The sequence below is a fragment of the Archangium violaceum genome (assembly GCF_016859125.1).
Classification (GTDB): domain Bacteria; phylum Myxococcota; class Myxococcia; order Myxococcales; family Myxococcaceae; genus Archangium; species Archangium violaceum_A.
The window spans coordinates 10,738,905-10,753,438 of sequence record NZ_CP069338.1; the positions used below are offsets into that span (position 1 = coordinate 10,738,905).

Annotated in this window: 21 protein-coding genes and 1 pseudogene; 7 read left to right on the forward strand and 15 right to left on the reverse strand. The window is 68.7% G+C overall.

Going from position 1 to position 14,534, the window contains the following annotated elements; translation table 11 throughout:
• Nucleotide 1: 1 nt before the first annotated feature.
• Together JQX13_RS45315 and JQX13_RS45320 are read right to left on the reverse strand one after the other, a co-directional pair.
• Complete coding sequence (locus JQX13_RS45315) at nucleotides 2–409, reverse strand: (deoxy)nucleoside triphosphate pyrophosphohydrolase (protein ID WP_203405620.1); 408 nt, start codon at nucleotides 407–409, stop codon at nucleotides 2–4.
• 73 nt (nucleotides 410–482) lie between these two features.
• Nucleotides 483–1,646, reverse strand: coding sequence for a protein kinase domain-containing protein (locus JQX13_RS45320; RefSeq protein ID WP_203405621.1), 1,164 nt, complete (start codon nucleotides 1,644–1,646; stop codon nucleotides 483–485).
• Between the two features lie 238 nt (nucleotides 1,647–1,884).
• Between JQX13_RS45320 and JQX13_RS45325 the strand changes: the two genes are divergently transcribed.
• From JQX13_RS45325 to JQX13_RS45335, 3 genes are all read left to right on the forward strand, one after another.
• On the forward strand, nucleotides 1,885–2,301 hold the full coding sequence (locus JQX13_RS45325; protein ID WP_203405622.1) for a helix-turn-helix transcriptional regulator: 417 nt from the start codon (nucleotides 1,885–1,887) through the stop codon (nucleotides 2,299–2,301).
• A 121-nt stretch (nucleotides 2,302–2,422) separates the two neighbouring features.
• Entirely contained in the window at nucleotides 2,423–2,914 is a 492-nt protein-coding gene (locus tag JQX13_RS45330) for a cytochrome c-type biogenesis protein (RefSeq protein WP_203405623.1), read from the forward strand.
• Nucleotides 2,911–3,840 carry a tetratricopeptide repeat protein gene (locus tag JQX13_RS45335; RefSeq protein WP_203405624.1) on the forward strand — a complete coding sequence of 310 codons (930 nt, stop codon included), beginning with the start codon at nucleotides 2,911–2,913 and terminating at the stop codon, nucleotides 3,838–3,840. Before JQX13_RS45330 ends, JQX13_RS45335 begins: the two co-directional genes overlap by 4 nt.
• A gap of 68 nt (nucleotides 3,841–3,908) precedes the next feature.
• On the opposite strand, the gene JQX13_RS45340 is transcribed toward JQX13_RS45335, so the two are convergent.
• Both JQX13_RS45340 and JQX13_RS45345 read right to left on the reverse strand, forming a co-directional pair.
• On the reverse strand, nucleotides 3,909–4,268 hold the full coding sequence (locus JQX13_RS45340) for a hypothetical protein (protein WP_203405625.1): 360 nt from the start codon (nucleotides 4,266–4,268) through the stop codon (nucleotides 3,909–3,911).
• A gap of 5 nt (nucleotides 4,269–4,273) precedes the next feature.
• Nucleotides 4,274–4,570, reverse strand: coding sequence for a hypothetical protein (locus JQX13_RS45345; RefSeq protein WP_203405626.1), 297 nt, complete (start codon nucleotides 4,568–4,570; stop codon nucleotides 4,274–4,276).
• A gap of 145 nt (nucleotides 4,571–4,715) precedes the next feature.
• Here JQX13_RS45345 and JQX13_RS45350 point away from each other — a divergent pair, with 145 nt between their 5' ends.
• Complete coding sequence (locus tag JQX13_RS45350; protein ID WP_239014245.1) at nucleotides 4,716–4,982, forward strand: hypothetical protein; 267 nt, start codon at nucleotides 4,716–4,718, stop codon at nucleotides 4,980–4,982.
• Nucleotides 4,983–5,006: 24 nt separating this feature from the next.
• On the opposite strand, the gene JQX13_RS45355 is transcribed toward JQX13_RS45350, so the two are convergent.
• From JQX13_RS45355 to JQX13_RS45370, 5 genes are all read right to left on the reverse strand, one after another.
• Entirely contained in the window at nucleotides 5,007–5,843 is an 837-nt protein-coding gene (locus tag JQX13_RS45355; RefSeq protein ID WP_203405627.1) for a MerR family transcriptional regulator, read from the reverse strand.
• Nucleotides 5,840–6,907, reverse strand: a complete 1,068-nt coding sequence (locus tag JQX13_RS45360; RefSeq protein WP_203405628.1) for an alpha/beta fold hydrolase — start codon at nucleotides 6,905–6,907, stop codon at nucleotides 5,840–5,842. The genes JQX13_RS45355 and JQX13_RS45360 overlap by 4 nt, the downstream gene beginning before the upstream one ends.
• Before the next feature lie 67 nt (nucleotides 6,908–6,974).
• A complete protein-coding gene (locus tag JQX13_RS55730; protein ID WP_275424927.1) occupies nucleotides 6,975–7,109 on the reverse strand; it encodes a hypothetical protein in 135 nt (44 codons plus the stop codon).
• A gap of 387 nt (nucleotides 7,110–7,496) precedes the next feature.
• Nucleotides 7,497–7,832, reverse strand: a complete 336-nt coding sequence (locus tag JQX13_RS45365) for a biotin/lipoyl-containing protein (protein ID WP_203405629.1) — start codon at nucleotides 7,830–7,832, stop codon at nucleotides 7,497–7,499.
• Nucleotides 7,833–8,011: 179 nt separating this feature from the next.
• Nucleotides 8,012–8,287, reverse strand: a complete 276-nt coding sequence (locus JQX13_RS45370; RefSeq protein WP_203405630.1) for a hypothetical protein — start codon at nucleotides 8,285–8,287, stop codon at nucleotides 8,012–8,014.
• 66 nt (nucleotides 8,288–8,353) lie between these two features.
• Here JQX13_RS45370 and JQX13_RS45375 point away from each other — a divergent pair.
• Nucleotides 8,354–8,611: pseudogene (locus JQX13_RS45375) on the forward strand (2OG-Fe(II) oxygenase); the annotation flags it as partial.
• A 182-nt stretch (nucleotides 8,612–8,793) separates the two neighbouring features.
• On the opposite strand, the gene JQX13_RS45380 reads toward JQX13_RS45375, so the two are convergent.
• Nucleotides 8,794–9,900, reverse strand: a complete 1,107-nt coding sequence (locus JQX13_RS45380) for a DNA alkylation repair protein (RefSeq protein WP_203405631.1) — start codon at nucleotides 9,898–9,900, stop codon at nucleotides 8,794–8,796.
• Nucleotides 9,901–9,990: 90 nt separating this feature from the next.
• Here JQX13_RS45380 and JQX13_RS45385 point away from each other — a divergent pair, with 90 nt between their 5' ends.
• Entirely contained in the window at nucleotides 9,991–10,848 is an 858-nt protein-coding gene (locus tag JQX13_RS45385; protein ID WP_203405632.1) for a sugar phosphate isomerase/epimerase family protein, read from the forward strand.
• Between the two features lie 25 nt (nucleotides 10,849–10,873).
• On the opposite strand, the gene JQX13_RS45390 is transcribed toward JQX13_RS45385, so the two are convergent.
• Nucleotides 10,874–11,536: a TetR/AcrR family transcriptional regulator gene (locus JQX13_RS45390; RefSeq protein ID WP_203405633.1), complete on the reverse strand. Its 663-nt coding sequence runs from the start codon at nucleotides 11,534–11,536 to the stop codon at nucleotides 10,874–10,876.
• Nucleotides 11,537–11,619: 83 nt separating this feature from the next.
• Nucleotides 11,620–12,000: a peptidoglycan-binding domain-containing protein gene (locus tag JQX13_RS56635; protein WP_203405634.1), complete on the reverse strand. Its 381-nt coding sequence runs from the start codon at nucleotides 11,998–12,000 to the stop codon at nucleotides 11,620–11,622.
• Between the two features lie 27 nt (nucleotides 12,001–12,027).
• On the opposite strand from JQX13_RS56635, the gene JQX13_RS45400 reads away from it, so the two are divergent.
• On the forward strand, nucleotides 12,028–12,408 hold the full coding sequence (locus JQX13_RS45400) for a VOC family protein (RefSeq protein WP_203405635.1): 381 nt from the start codon (nucleotides 12,028–12,030) through the stop codon (nucleotides 12,406–12,408).
• Nucleotides 12,409–12,815: 407 nt separating this feature from the next.
• Here the strand turns inward: JQX13_RS45400 and JQX13_RS45405 are convergent, their stop codons facing one another.
• From JQX13_RS45405 to JQX13_RS45415, 3 genes are all read right to left on the reverse strand, one after another.
• On the reverse strand, nucleotides 12,816–13,100 hold the full coding sequence (locus JQX13_RS45405) for a hypothetical protein (protein ID WP_203405636.1): 285 nt from the start codon (nucleotides 13,098–13,100) through the stop codon (nucleotides 12,816–12,818).
• 4 nt (nucleotides 13,101–13,104) lie between these two features.
• Entirely contained in the window at nucleotides 13,105–13,566 is a 462-nt protein-coding gene (locus JQX13_RS45410; RefSeq protein ID WP_203405637.1) for a hypothetical protein, read from the reverse strand.
• A gap of 147 nt (nucleotides 13,567–13,713) precedes the next feature.
• Nucleotides 13,714–14,442 carry a vWA domain-containing protein gene (locus JQX13_RS45415; RefSeq protein WP_203405638.1) on the reverse strand — a complete coding sequence of 243 codons (729 nt, stop codon included), beginning with the start codon at nucleotides 14,440–14,442 and terminating at the stop codon, nucleotides 13,714–13,716.
• Nucleotides 14,443–14,534 lie beyond the last annotated feature (92 nt).

A 14,534-nucleotide genomic window follows, 5' to 3' on the forward strand; every position in this document is an offset into this window, starting at 1 on the left:
GTCAGGCTTCCAGACCCAAGAGCTTGGCGAGCGTCTTCGCGTCCGCGTCGGGGAACTGGTACTTCGACATCTCCTCCAGCGTCACCCAACGATGATCGTGCACGCGCAGGTGATGGATGGCCGACTCGGGACTGGAGAGCCGACAGCGGTAGACGCGGAAGTCGATGTCGTAGGTGGGATACTCGTGGTGGGTATGGAGGGCCTGATCCATCACCACCACCTCCACGCCCATCTCCTCGCGGATCTCCCGGGCGAGCGCCTGCTCGTCCGACTCCCCTTCCTCGACGCGACCTCCAGGGAACTCCCACAGCAGCGGCAACGTCGCCTTGGGCGGACGCTGGGTGATGAGGTAGCGCCCCTCGGCGTTCTGCAGCATCGCGCCGACGACGCGGATGTGACGGCGAGCCATCTCCGGACTCCTTCTCACGGAAGCGGAAAGGAAAGGCGGCGGCCTAACACGGCCCGGGCCCCCAGGCCAAGCCTCAGGACTCCTTTCCAGACCCTCCCCTCCGGCCCCGCGGAGCCCCCCGCCCCCGCTTCCGGGAGGGGTCGGAGGGTTCCTGGGGCTCCTCCAGCGCCTCCAGAGCCTCCCGGGTCAGGGTGGAGACCTCCCGCACCAACTCGAGGGCCCCGTACCGCTGGCCGGCGTTCCACAGGTAGTCGCGAAGCGCCTGGGCCAGCTCCGCTCCCGTGGAGTAACGGTCCTCCCGCCGCGGCGCGAGCACCTGGTGGAGGATGGCCCTCAGCCCTTCGTTCAGCGAACGGGTCGCCTCCTCGACCTGCTGGGGACTCAGCTGGCGCATGCGCTTCATCAACTCCGTGGTGCGCGCGGGGCTCAGCTCCGCGAGACCCGGCCCGCGCGGCGTCCCGTCCCCCCGCGCGCGCAACTGGCGGCCGCGCATCTCGGCCTCGTGGCGCGCCACGGCGTCCAGCAGGTGCCGACCCGTGAGGAGCTGCAACAGGATGAGCCCCAGCGAGAACAGATCCGAGCGCCCATCCAGCTGCTCCAGCATGGCCCGCTCGGGAGAGCCGTAGGCGATGTTGCCCAGATCGGAGTCCCCCTCGGTGGAGATGCGGCCCTCGAGCCGGGACCAGGCCCCCCCGAAGTCCAGCAGCTTCACCTCGCCGTGCTGGCTCACGAGGATGCCCTGGGGAGTCACGTCCCGGTGGACGACGGCCAGGCCCCGCCCGTTCTCATCCTGCAGGGAGTGCGCGTGGTGGAGCCCCTTCGCGACCTCGGAGGTCACATAGCAGGCGAACGCCTCCGACAGGGGACGGCCCGCCCTCGCCGCCAGACGCATCAAGTCACCCAGGGCCTGCCCCTCGACGTGCTCGATGAGGAGCAGCGGCTCGTCCGGCGTGCCCGCGAGCAGCTGCACGGAGACGATGTTGGGGTGGCGCAACTGGCCGCCCAGGCGCGCCTCCTCCACCAGACGGTGGTAGTCCTCCTGGCGCACCACGCGGTTGAGCCGCTTCACCACGGTGTAGCCTCCCAATCCCTGCTGGTAGCGCTGGCGCGTCAGCACCAACTCCCCATGATGGCCCTGGCCCAACGAGCGCACGAACTCGTAACTCACCAGCCCGGCGTCGAACACCACCGGGGAGGTCCCGCTCGAGGGATTTTCAGGGGTCTGCCGACTCGACATGTGAAGCGCTCCTTGGGGGTATCCGCCAGATGACTCGAAAGGTAAACATGCGCCACGCCAGGTACCAAGAACGATGACGAAGCAGCGGTGGCACGAACGTTGGAACGGTGACCTCGAAAGTCATGTCTACCTCATAGATGACTGTTGAAGTCACCACTTTTCCGGTTATCTTAGAAGTCACGTAGGCCGGGGTCTTCCAGGCCGTACGCCTTCACCTCTTTCTCCAGGACCGCACGGCATGTCACACCCACGAGGACTGGCATCGACCATCGGGACCGCGGCCCGAGCGGCTCGGGTCCGGGCCAATCTCACCCAGGAGGACGTGGCCGAGCGGGTGGGACTCGCCACCGAGGTGTACGGCCGGCTGGAGCGCGGCGGGATGCTGCCCAGCGTGCCCACGCTCAAGAAGCTGTGCGAGGTCCTGCACATCCCCTCGGACATCCTGCTGGGGCTCACCCCCGCGCAGGAGAACTTCTGGACGCAGACGCAGGAGACCCCGGCCCAGCCCGTCGAGGAGCCCGCGGAGATCCGCCGGCTGCTGCGCAACTTGAGGAAGCTGGAGCCCGCCGAGCTCCGCCTGCTCAGCATCATGGCCGCGGGACTCCTGCGCCTGAGGCCGCTGCGGCACGGCCGTTCCCCCCATGACGCCCCCTAGGGAGCTCCCCCCGTCCCCCGGGCACCGGGCGGGCGGGCGGAGCCTCTCCTTACCCTACCCTCGGGTTTCCCTGGGCAACACCCGGTCTCTGGCGATAGGTAAGCCGGATTCCGGGGACCCCATGACCGCAGCCCTCCTTTCGCTCACCCTCTTTCTCGCCTCGGGCCAGTTCGCGCCCCAACAGGCCGGGAGTGAACCCCTCGCGCCGCCCCTGGAGGCCCGCGTGCAGACGCTCGCCAAGGAGCTGCGCTGCGCCGTGTGCCAGGGCCTGTCCGTCGCGGACAGCCCCTCCTCCATGGCCCGGGCCCAGCTCGACAAGGTGCGCGAGCTGGTGTCCCAGGGGAAGTCGGACCAGGAGATCCGTGACTTCTTCGTGGCCCGCTACGGCGAGTGGGTGTTGCTCCAGCCCAAGGCCGAGGGAGTGAACCTGCTCGTGTGGCTCGGCCCGGTGGCGCTGCTGCTGGGTGGCGCCTGGGTCATCGCCCGCCAGGTGCGGCGCGAGCCCGAGCCCGCCTCCCCGCGGGCCGCCTCCGCGCCCGCGGCGGCTAGCACCTCCCAGGACGATTCCGTGGACCCGTACCTCGCGGCCGTGCGCCGGGAGCTGGATCAATGAACCCCCCGACCACCAACTGGCTGCCAGGCATCGTCGTCCTCGCGGTGGGCTTCGTCGCCGCCGCGCTCTTCCTGCTCACCCAACGCCGCAAGGGCACGCCCGCGCCCGAGGCGAAGGACGGGGTGCTCGAGGATCTGGAGCGGCGCTACCAGTCCCTCATCGAGCAGCTCAAGGAGCTGGCGGCGGACAAGCACGCCCTGGCGCCGGAGCGCTACGAGGCGGAGCGGTCGCGGCTGGAGCAGGAGGCCGTGGCGGCGCTGCGCGCCCGGGACGAGCACCAGAAGAAGCGCGGGAAGGACGGAGCGGGAGCCCCCGCGCCCCAGACGGCGCCCGTGGCGACGGGCTTCCTGTCGCCGCAGCTCAAGGGCGCGCTGTGGGGCGGCGGCATCGTGCTGTTCTTCGCCACCCTGGGCTACACGCTGGTGTCCGAGCAGCGCACGCGCGGCGAGGAGGAGGCCGCGACGGGCCGGGTGCCTCCGGGCATGGCGGCCAACGGGCAGCAGCAGGAGGACCCGGAGCTGACCCAGGCGATGGAGCGGCTGAGGAACAACCCGGGGGACCTGGACGCGGCGGCGCTGCTGAGCCACGAGCTCATCCGGCGGCAGATGTACGAGGAGGCGGAGCGCGTGACGCTGCGCGCGCTGGCGCTGGACCCGTTCAACGTGGAGCTGCGGGTGCACAAGGGCGTGCTGCGGGCGGTGCGCGGTGACGAGGCCGGCTCGGAGCAGGAGCTGATGCATCTGGTGGACACGTACCCGGACGCGCAGGAGGCGCTGCTCTTCCTGGGCGCCATCGCGATGCGCCAGGGCGACAAGGCGAAGGCGCTGGATGCCTACGAGCGCTTCGCCGTGGAGGTGCCCTCCAACATGCATCCGCCGCCGCTGCCCGCGGCCATCCAGCAGCTGCGCAGCGAGCTGGGTAGGTAGATCTCATCTCCCGACGGGTCCGAATCCCGTCGGGGACACTTCAATCGGGGCCGGAAGCCGCTGGAATCTCAGCGGTTTCCGGCCTTGGTGTTTTCAGGCTCCTGCTCGTCTCCAGAATGTCTCCAAGCCGGAGACTCTCCCCGCCCCTCCTCCAGCATTTGCTCGGCCTCCACCGTGAGCATGGCGAAGGCGCAGACATAAAGTCGTTTGACGGTGGCCCGGAGCTGCTCGCCCGCCTGAAGGAAGTGGAAGTAGGCCGTGATGACCTCCAGCCCTTGAGCGAGGAGCCGCGCCTGGGGGCCCAGCATGGGCGTGAGCTTGCTGGTATCCGTGGCCCACACTCCCCTCGGCAACTCGGGAAACACTCGCAAGTAGTCCTCCGAGAGCAGCGCCTCCTGGCTGCGATTCACCCAGGCGAACGCACTCATCCCCTTCAACGGGCCGTGCCGGCATCCATGCCGGCTTCGCAGCGCGGAGGGGCGGCGAACAGCCGCTCCCGCAGGAAGTCCGGGTGGGTGATGTACAACCCCTGGAAGATCGAATTCGCGAAGGCCGAATGGTTCGCGGAGCTCCGCACCCAGGTGATGAGATGCTCATAGAGCGCCGGACAGGTTGTCTCCACGAGCGCTCCCTGTTCACCCAAGGGACTGTAGTGAGTCCACTCTCCGCTCGGCATCTGCATGCGATCGAGCCCCAGGTCCGTCGCCACCCAGAGCGAGTCTCCGTGCACACGCAGCTCATGGATCAGGAAGCCGCACGGAGCATCCTTATGCAATAGACGTAATTCACAAAATGCCGGATGTAATGTCCCAGGTGACATCGCAGTGGGGAGACTCACTCAAAAGCTCCCCCATCTTTCCTAGGCGATCGTCCGGATGAACCTGCTCAGCGCGAGCGCGGACTGGGGCTCCGACGACACGTTCGACGTGCTGCGGCTCGACGCCCGGAGGTACTTCACGCTCCCGTGGACGGAGCGGCACGTGCTGGCGATGCAGCGACTCGTCGAGCTCCGCCGGGTCAAGCCAGCCGGGGGCCTGGGCCTGCGGTTCGCTCCGCGCGAGGACGCCCCCGTGAACATCCGGCTCGACGTGGCCTACGGCTCGGAACCGGGCTTCTACCTGAACGTGGGCGAGGCGTTCTGATGGAGCTTTCCCTGTGGCCCCACCTCAGGGAGTGCCCCGGCTCCCGTTCTCCTCCCAGGACAGCGCGAGTTCGGTCAGCCACGAGGAGGCGGGCGCCGCGTCCGTCGCGCCCACGCGCAGGTACGTCTCGCGCAGGGGAACGGCCGGGGCTCGCTCCCGGGCATGGAGGTGGGCGAAGAGGCGCGCCCAGGAGGGGCCCACCGAGTCGGGCGGTCCGGTATGAACGAGCGTGGCCGCCTGCACCTCTGGCAGCTCCTCCACGTGGACGCCCTCCGGGCGTGCCCCGGGCGCCAGGGGCACGCACCAAGAGATGTCCGCGTCGTCCTCGCGGTACTCCGCCTCGTGGAAGAGGCAGAAGGGAGCACCGGCCACGTGGGGGCCGCACGCGGCCAGCAGCCGTGGGAAGACCACCGCCGCGTCCGAGTAGCGCCCCCGGGCGCGGTGCACGGCGGCGCGGACCGATGGCAGCCACCGCTCCACGAGTGGCGGGGGCGCGCGCAGGTAGGCCTCCGCCCGGGCCTGGTGCCGCAGCAGCGTGTCCAGGGCCAACACCGCCCGCTGCGCGCTGGCCGCTTCCTCGGCGAGCCGGGCGCGTACCCGCCCCAGTTGCTCGGCGAGCGAGGCGCCCTGGTCCAGCTCCGCAAGCACCCCGCGAATCTCCTCCATCGAGAGCCGCAGGTCGCGCAGCGCGCGCAGGGTGTGGGCCTGGGCGATGTCGCGCTCGGTGTAGTAGCGGTAGCCGGAGGAGGGGTCCACGCGCGAGGGCTCGAGCAGCCCCTTCTCCTGGTAGAGGCGCAGCGCCTTCACGCTCACGCCGGTGATGCGCGACACCTCTCCGATGGCGTACAGCAATCCACTCACCGCTCCACCTCCGCGAGGAAGGCGCGCAGCGTGGCCGCGAAGGCCCCGGGCTGCTCCTCGAAGGGGAAGTGCCCGCTGCCCGCCAGTTCCACCAGCCGCGCGTGGGGCAGGGCTTGTACCACGCGAGCGGTGGCGGAACGCGGCTGAAGGTCCTCGGCTCCGTGGATGACGAGGGTGGGCGCGCGCACCCGGCGCAGCCAGTCGCTCCAGTCGTGGTGCCGTCCCAGGCTCAGGTAGAGCCCCAGGGAGAGAAAGCCTCCGGGAGCGCCGGAGCCGGGCGGCCGTGCTCCGGGACGCTCCCGCCGCATGGCCTGGGCGTAGAGAGGTCCAAAGCCCGCGAAGTGCTCGGCGAGACGAGCCTCGTCGTCCTTCAGGCGCGCGGGGAGGTCGAAGGTGTGCTCCATCCACACCTCCAGCGCGCGCTGTCCTTCCGCGTCCAGTCGGGCCCGCACCTGAGTGAAGAGGTCGCCGTCGCCAGCGGGCATCGTCACCAGCGGCGCGGGCGCCACTAGCACGAGGGCCTCCACCCGCTCTGGCCACTCCGCCGCGTAGAGCGCGGCCACCAGGGCTCCGAAGGAGTGCCCCACCAGCGTGAGGCGCTCACGTCCGAGCAGACGTCGGATGCGCTCGAGGTCCGCCAGTTGAGCGGCAAGTCCCAGTCGTGCCTCCACCTCCCGCATGGCCTGCCACGTTCCACCCGTTGGAGCGTGGGTGAGCGGCCGCGAGGAGGCACCACAGCCGCGTTGGTCGTAGAAGTGCCAGCGCAGGGTGTCGCCGGTGAGGACGGCCGCGCGCCACGGCGCTGCTGGAGGCAGGCCCGGGCCGCCGTGCACGACGACGACATCCCTTCCTTCGCCCACGGCCATGTGGTGAAGCCGCACGCCCGGCGCCACCTGCCATTCCGAGGCGTCGGCCCGCTGTCCGGGGGGAACCTCCAGTGTCTCGCCGCGCGCGGCCAGCGTCTGCTCCACGGTGCCCGGCTGGAAGAGCGCGCGCCCCATCCACCACCACGCGCCCACCGCCACGCCCACCAGCAAGACGAGTGCTCCAAGCGCTACCGCCATGAGGTTCCTCTGCGACCTGTATCTGGGTGACATGCGTGGAGGGTGGCGGTCTGCCCCTGGGGGAGAGTCAAGCGTGGGCCGTGCAGCCCACCCGGGGCTTCCCCGCGCTGAAGGCCTGCCCCATGGCGCCGCCGCCAGGCGCCCCAAGCACCTCGAACCGGCGCTCGTCCTGGCCACCCAGGCGCGCGCCAGGAGCAGTCATCCGGGAGGGCACCTGCGCCCGGTGCCCTCCCTCGGGAAGGAGTGCTGTCCTCTCTTGTCACGAACCACCGGAATCCGAACGGAGCACCGCCCGTGCGACTGGCACCGGTGCCTCCGGATGAACCAGGCGATCAGTCCGTCATGACGCAGGAAAGACTCCAGTGTTGTGACTGCGGCAAGGTCAGGGTGGTCCAGCGTAATAACAAGTGAACCCACGTCGCATTCGGAAGGGGGCCGGCCCAGTGCTTTCCATCCTGCACAGCAGCCCGGCCCCATCCACCCGCGCCGTCCCCTGCTTCCTCGGCTCCTCCACCGTCGCCGCCAAGGAGATGCTCTCCTTCTGTGGCCCCGCCTCCCTCCCCGCTTGAGGGAGCCCGGCCCCGGTCAGTCAGGATCCGCCGGGCAGACGGTCGAACTGGGTCGCGAAGGAGGGTGGGCCGTGGACGTGGGACCGATACGCGGTGTCCCGCGCGGGCACGCTCTGTTCGACGTCCATCGTCACGAGTGGCTGGTGGACCTTGACCTGCTCCGCCTCCCTGCCGTGTGTCACGAGGATGCGACCGGCCCATGGGCTGGACACCGTGATGGGGGTCTGACCCGCCATGACCGCGGCGAGCACCTGGCCCTCCTGGACCGTGTCGAAGGACTTCACGTGCCACCTGACGATCGTGGCCACCGTCACGCCTTCGTCGAAGCCGGAGATCATGATGTCGCGCAGTGCCATGGATTCTGCTCCTCGGGTGAGGCGGCCAGGAACGACCGCACGTCCATCAGACTATGTCACCGCCGGCGAGCACGGTAGGTGCTACAGCCGGAGCGGAGTGGGCATGCGAGGAATCTCCGGGGAGTGAGGTTCCGCCCCGTCATGGATGCAGCACCTGGATGCCCTGGGACGTCCCCCTGTCAGTCTGCGCTCGAAGCCCAGGCGATCAGCGTGCCGATGAGGAAGACCGCGCCGAGCGCGATGACGAGCGCCCAGTTCTCGTCCGAGCGCCTCGCACTGCCCGTGTTCTGGAAAGGAGCGTCGGGCGGTGGCGGCTCCGGGCGGGGACCCCCCATCAGCTTGGGCAGGATGCGAGGCCCCAGGGCCAACAGGATGATAATGGCCGCGGTGACGCAGTGGATTCGCGTCCCCGAGCGCAGCGCGATGGAACAGTCCACCAGGGTGATGACGTCCATGAGGCTCCTTTCCCTCCTGGCGGATGCACCGAGGCCACGAAGAGTACACCAGGATCCGGTTTCACGTTCGAAGGGGTGCACGGAGCGCTGCGACACCTGCTCTCGGAGTTGTCGAGCATGTCGTTCCTCGACTTCCTGGAAACACCCACCGGAGTGCAGGGGCTCATCGCGGATCCGCATTTCCGGGGCGCCGGGCCGCACCTCACGCTTCGTGGGGGTCATCTGGCGCTTCACGCGGACTTCAACCGCGATCGCTCGCGTGGGCTCTCGCGGCGGCTCACCGTCCTCTACTACCTGAACCCCGATTGGGAACCCGCCTGGGGCGCGGCAGGGGCCTGGCTCTCTTGGCCCTGGCGGCTTGAGCTTCAACACCACGCGGCCTGGAGGGGCCCGCGCGCCGGGGCCAGCCTCGCACCTGCCGTGGGCAGGCCCAGGTGCTCCAGAGCCACGCAGCACGAGGCCATCAGCCGCGTCCTTCAGCTCGGCGGAGCGCTGACCTGACCTGTTCAGGAGACGTCGAAGGCGCCCACGGGATTGGCCGCTCCGTTGACGAGCACATCGACGCGGTGAGCCCCCTTGTAGTGTTGGCGCGTGGTGAGGTCGGCGAGGGACACGGTCTTTTCCAGCGTGGCGGAGGCACCGGGCGCCAGGTCCACCGTACGCCCCTTGAAGACCTTGGGGCGGGAGGCGCCGTTGGCCTTCACGAAGTGCACGGCCAGATCCACCACGGCCTTCTGGCGCTCCAGGGATGTGTTGGTCACGTGGAGCCGTACCTGCACGGACTGCCCCAGGCGCACGCGGCTCGGATCGAAGGTGGCGGTGACCTCGAGCGCGGCCGGACCCTCGAAGCCCAGCAGGGCCAGGGCGCGAGGCTCTCCACGCTTCACCGCGGAGCGCAGGGCGTGGCGGATGATCCACTGACGCTCGGGCGAGGCGCCCTTGCTCCAACGCTCGCAGGTTTCCACGAGCAGCACGGGGTGGTCCTTGCCGATGTCGTTGAGGTTGTTGGCCACCGAGCGGCGCACGTAGAGCTCGGGGTCATCCTTGAGCAGCTCCAGCAGCGCGAGCACTGGCCGGGGATCCGCCTGGAAGGCGCGGAGCCTGGAGGCCCAGGGCAGGCGGGGCCGGGTGCCCTCGGAGACGAGGCGCCGCACGTGCACGTTCTCATCGGCCGCCCACTCACGCAGGCGCGCGAGCGTCTCTCGCGGGTGGCGCTCCAGGTAGGGGCGGATGCAGAACTCGGCGGTGAAGCGTTGGGTGAGCGCGTGCTGCAGGCGCATGGCGGGCTCGAAGTGCGCCAGCCCATGCTCGGCCACGTAGAGCACGTGGGGCAGGTAGAGGAACACGGACATCCCGTGGCCCTCGGTGCGCTCCAGCGGCGGCCCGAGCGAGTCCTGGAGGATGCGCGCCGCGTGCTCGAAGTCCTCGGGGAGCGCGCGATGCATGGCGCGCATGATGTGGCGTGCGCGATCCATCAGCTCGAGGGCGTCCAGCCCTTCGGAGGCCTCGGCGATGAAGCGGCGCTCGGGGAGCGAGGGGTGAGCGGTGCGCAGCATGGTGGCGATGCGCCGCACGAGACTCGGGTCGAAGAAGGTCTTGAGGGATTCGGCCATCGTCGGGAGCGATCTACCGCGCCCCAACGGGCTTCACCAGGAGGTATGCCTCGCTTGCCGCGACACCGCTCCCGTGCGACACGGGGCATCATGACCGAACATCCCGAGCTGTTGGCTTCCTATTGGACCGTCGCGGGCGGCGCCGAGCCACATACCGATCGCGAATACAGTCCCATCGATTTTCGTGACCGCGTATCGGCCGCCGCCAGGGCGGGCTTCCGCGGCATGGGCCTCTGGCACGCGGATCTCACGCATTCGTTGAAACGTTACACGCTGACCGAGATGAAACGGATTCTCGACGATCACGGCATCGTGCACGTCGAGCTCGAATTCCTGACCGACTGGTTCGTGGACGGCGAGCGGCGTGTGGCCTCCGACCAGACCCGGCGCATGCTGCTGACGGCCGCGCAGGCACTGGGCGCCCGTCACCTGAAGGTGGGTGACTTCCTGCGCACACCCTGCCCGATGCCAGGGTTGATCGAGAGCTTCGCCGGCCTGTGCGAGGACGCCGCCGAGCATGGCACGCGCGTCGGCTTCGAACTGATGCCTTTCTCCACCATCGACTCACTGCCCAGGGCGCTGGAGCTGGTGACCGGTGCCAACGCGCCGAACGGCGGCATCGTGTTGGATCTGTGGCACATCGTGAAGCTGGGCATCCCGTACCAGGCGGTCGCGGAGTTTCCCGTCAACTCCATCTTCAGCATCGAGCTCAACGATGGACGGTTGAAGTCCATGCCCGACCTCGTCGAGGAAACCACCCAGTACCGAAACCTCTGCGGCGAAGGCGAGTTCGATGTGCGAGGCTTCGTCGACGTCATGTCGGCGGCGGGGTATCGGGGCCCGTGGGGCATCGAGGTCTTGTCGAAGGCACTCCGGCAGCTCCCGATCGAGGAGGCGACCCGCCGCGCGTACGACACGACGTTGGCGCAGTTCCCAGGGCACCGATGACACGCGCGCCGCTCGCGGCTCCGGCTCAGCGCCGCTTCCTGGAGGGAGCGCTCCGCGGAGCCCGAGGGGTGGTGCCGACGGCATCCGTGGAGGTGGCCAGGATTTGCCTCATCACGTCTCGGAACAACTCCTTCGGGACGGCTTCGGGCTCGAGCGAGGCCTGGATGCTGAGCCCGCTGGAGAGGCCGAACACGGCCCAGGCGAGCTGATCGACCCGGAGCGCGGGTCTCTGGCCCTGCTCTTCGTAGTGGGCGGCGAGTAGCGTCTTCAGGCGCTCACGCACGGAAGCGTAGAGCCGCGCGAGCTGTTTCCGCGCCTGCGGTTCGCGCATGGCATAGAGATAGAACTCGAGCGTCAGCAGGCCCCAGCGGGTCGCCTCTTCATCCGGCTGGGCGTGCAACAGCGCCTCGTGGCCGCGCAGCACGTCCTCGAGCGAGAGCAGGCCCCCGTCGGGAGAAGTCCAGCTCTCCACGTCCCGCAGGGAGCGCTGCTCGAGCAGGGCGAGGAACAGCTCGTCCTTGCTCGAGAAGTTCGCGTACACCGCGCCCTTCGTGTACCCGGCGGCCTCCGCGACCTGATCCACCGAGGTCGCGTGGAAGCCGCGCTCGGCGAATACCCGGGCGGCCGCCTCGAGCAGACGCTGCCGCGTCTGTTGCCGACTCTCCTCACGCGTCATCCGCTTCGTCACCCGTCCTTCTTGGCATACCGGCCGGTATCCGACAACCGGAGTTGACATACCGTCCGGTATCCGCTCGGTACGGCGCTCGAACCTCACTTCCGTCGTTCGAACACGTCCTCCGGTGCGAGTCCCAGGGTCTCCACCATCTTCGCATCGGGGACGCCCGTGGCCGGCAGGCCATGTGCCTTCTGGGCCTTCTGGAGCGCGGTGCTCGTCGGGCCATCGAGGGCCCCCTCCGCAGCGTGGCGCTCATGGCGATGCTCGTCGCCTGGCCGAGCGACAAGGGACGGTTGGACGCGAGGTTCTCGGCAACTCCTTCTCGCGGCGGTCCTCGATGAGGATCTCTCCGTCCAGGATTTCGACCCGGTCGATACGAGCGCTCGGTACGCCCCCTGGTGTTGAGACGTGAACGGAAGCGCGGCACCGGAGCGCCCTGGGGGCCCCGTGAGCGTGCTGGGCTCGGGGCAGGGCATCACGTGCCCCTCTACCAAGGACCCAACATGACCGTCCGTTTCAACCACACGATCATCGCCGCGAAGGACAAGGTGCGCTCCGCTCAGTTTCTCGCCGAGCTCCTCGGGCTCCCCGAGCCGCAACCCGCCGGGCACTTCCTGGCCGTCAAGCTGGATGACGGAGTAACGCTCGACTACATCGAATCCGACGTCGAATTCCCTGGCCAGCACTATGCGTTCCTCGTGTCGGACGACGTGTTCGACGCGCTGATCGCCAAGATCCGCGATCGGGGGATCGAGCACTGGGCCGACCCGCGCGGTCATCGCCGCGGAGAGATCAATACCAACGATGGGGGCCGCGGGGTCTACTTCCAGGATCCGTCGGGCCACTACATGGAGGCCATCACCGTCCCCTATGGGGGCTGGTGACGGCCCGCCGGGTGATGGCGGCTCACCCTGCACCGTATGCACCGTCGACTGGCACTGCCTGGGCTATCCTCCCGGCCGTGTTCCGTTCTCTCATGTGGACAGCCCTGTTGGCGCTGCTCCTGGCGGGTTGTGCCGCTTCACCTGAATGGAAGTACTGCAGCACCCATTCCACGCCCGAGCCGCCTCGTGATGCGCCGGAACTGGTGCGGCGGGCGGAGCACTTGTGTCGCTACCAACTCCTGGATGCGCCCGTGCTCTCGCGATTGCCTCCGGGCGATTCTCCCTCCGAGCTCATCAGGAAGGAGGACCTCGACTTCCTCGCGAGAAACCCCACGTTGGGGAGGAATGGGCCGTTCGACGACTCGCCCGGCCTCCATGGTGCCCTGGGACATTTCTCCCAATGTGGGCTACCTGAAGAAGAGGAGCGCCGTCTCCATCCCCTTGAGCTCCGTCACTGCCCCCTCGTTCCCGGAGAGCCTCCATCCCTGGTGTTGGATCCGGACATGACGCCGCCTCGACTCCTCTCCAAGGAAGAGTTGCTGTGGCACCCGAAAGAGGCCCAGGACGCCCACGTTCAGGGACAGTTCATTGCCCGCTGCCTGGTGGCGCGTGATGGCGAGGTGCGTGCCTGCTGCATCCGCCACTCCCTTCCCTATATGGACGAGCCGCTCCTTCCGGATGGCCGGGTCCACCCCTCTACCACTTCGGCCTTCTTTCCGGAGGCGGTCGCACGGCGCCGGCCCCATGCGTCACCCCAAGGGGCTCGACCCACATCCTTCCATCGGGAGACGCGCCGAGGCTTTGCCGTACCCGCAGGGCGTGCTCGCGCAGACCGTTCCCATCCAGCCGCTCCGCCGCCCACGACACCGCCGCCGGCCACGAGGACAGGACGGAGTACGGCACCACCTTGGGCTTGATGCGGTGGACGAGCACCCGGACCATCAGCGCCACGGAGGGTGAGTTGATGAGGACCGCGATCCCCATCGCCCACTGGCGCATCAGGACCTCGTGCTGTCGCAGGAAGAGCCACTGCTGCTCGCGCAGCTCGGCGCTCACCGACCAGAGCTGACGCGCGTCCACCAGAGTGACGAACCGCTCCCCCCGCTGCAGATAGAACAGGATGCGCCCCAGCAACGCCTCCTGTTGCTCCTTCGTCATCACACGCGGCAACGTCACCCGCACCAGTGGCCAGAGCGAATCGTCTACGAGACTCGAAGTCAGCGGACCCATACGGGCAGTATAGGCCGCACTCTCACTGATGATGGGAACCGGAGTTGAGGTGGGTCGCGGCATGACAGCCTCTCCTTAATCCGGGATTCCGCTGGCGACGGACGTGAAGAGCCTCTCGCGCTCGGAGGCGGGGGTGGGGGGCAGCACGTCGCGCACCCTGCCGGCATAGGTGACGAGCGCCACGGTGTCCGACTCGTTGAGCCCGTCCACCATCAACTTCATCGCATTCTGGGCGAGTGGCAGCTTGTCCGGCCTGCCCATGGAGCCACTGGTGTCCACCAGGAAGACGAGGTGCGTGGGCTTGCGCTGGCTCTTGGCGATGGTGCGGCCCTGCAGACCCACCTTCACGAGGTGGCGGCCGGGGGTGAAGGGCGAGGGCGCGCCCTCGAGGTCCACCCGGAAGTCCCCCTGCTCGGGCGAGGGGTAGCGGTAGCGGAAGTAGTTCACCCACTCCTCCGGGCGGATGGACTCGCGCGGCGGCATGCCGCCCTCGGAGACATAGCGGCGGAAGAGCGCGTAGGAGGCGGTGTCCACGTCCACCGCGAAGGTGGAGAAGCGATCCTCCCCCGCCGGGGCGCCGGAATCGTCCTCATTCGATCCGAAGGTCACCAGTGACTTGCGCTTCAGCATCGAGCTCCGCGACGAACCCATGGCCTCCTCGCCCTCTCCGCTGGAAAGCGCGGCGGCGCTGGCACCGAAGAGCCCGCGGACATTGGCTCCGAGGACGATGAAGACGGCGCCAAGGACAGCCAGGACGCTCAGGGTGATGAGCGTGAGCTTCGAGAGGCCCGCGAATCGTTTCATGCGAGCGGGAATCGCACGTCCCTCGGGTTTCTCGCGTCCGTCATCCGGCGGATGTCCGTCATCCGGAGGAGGGTCGGTCAACAGGTGGATGG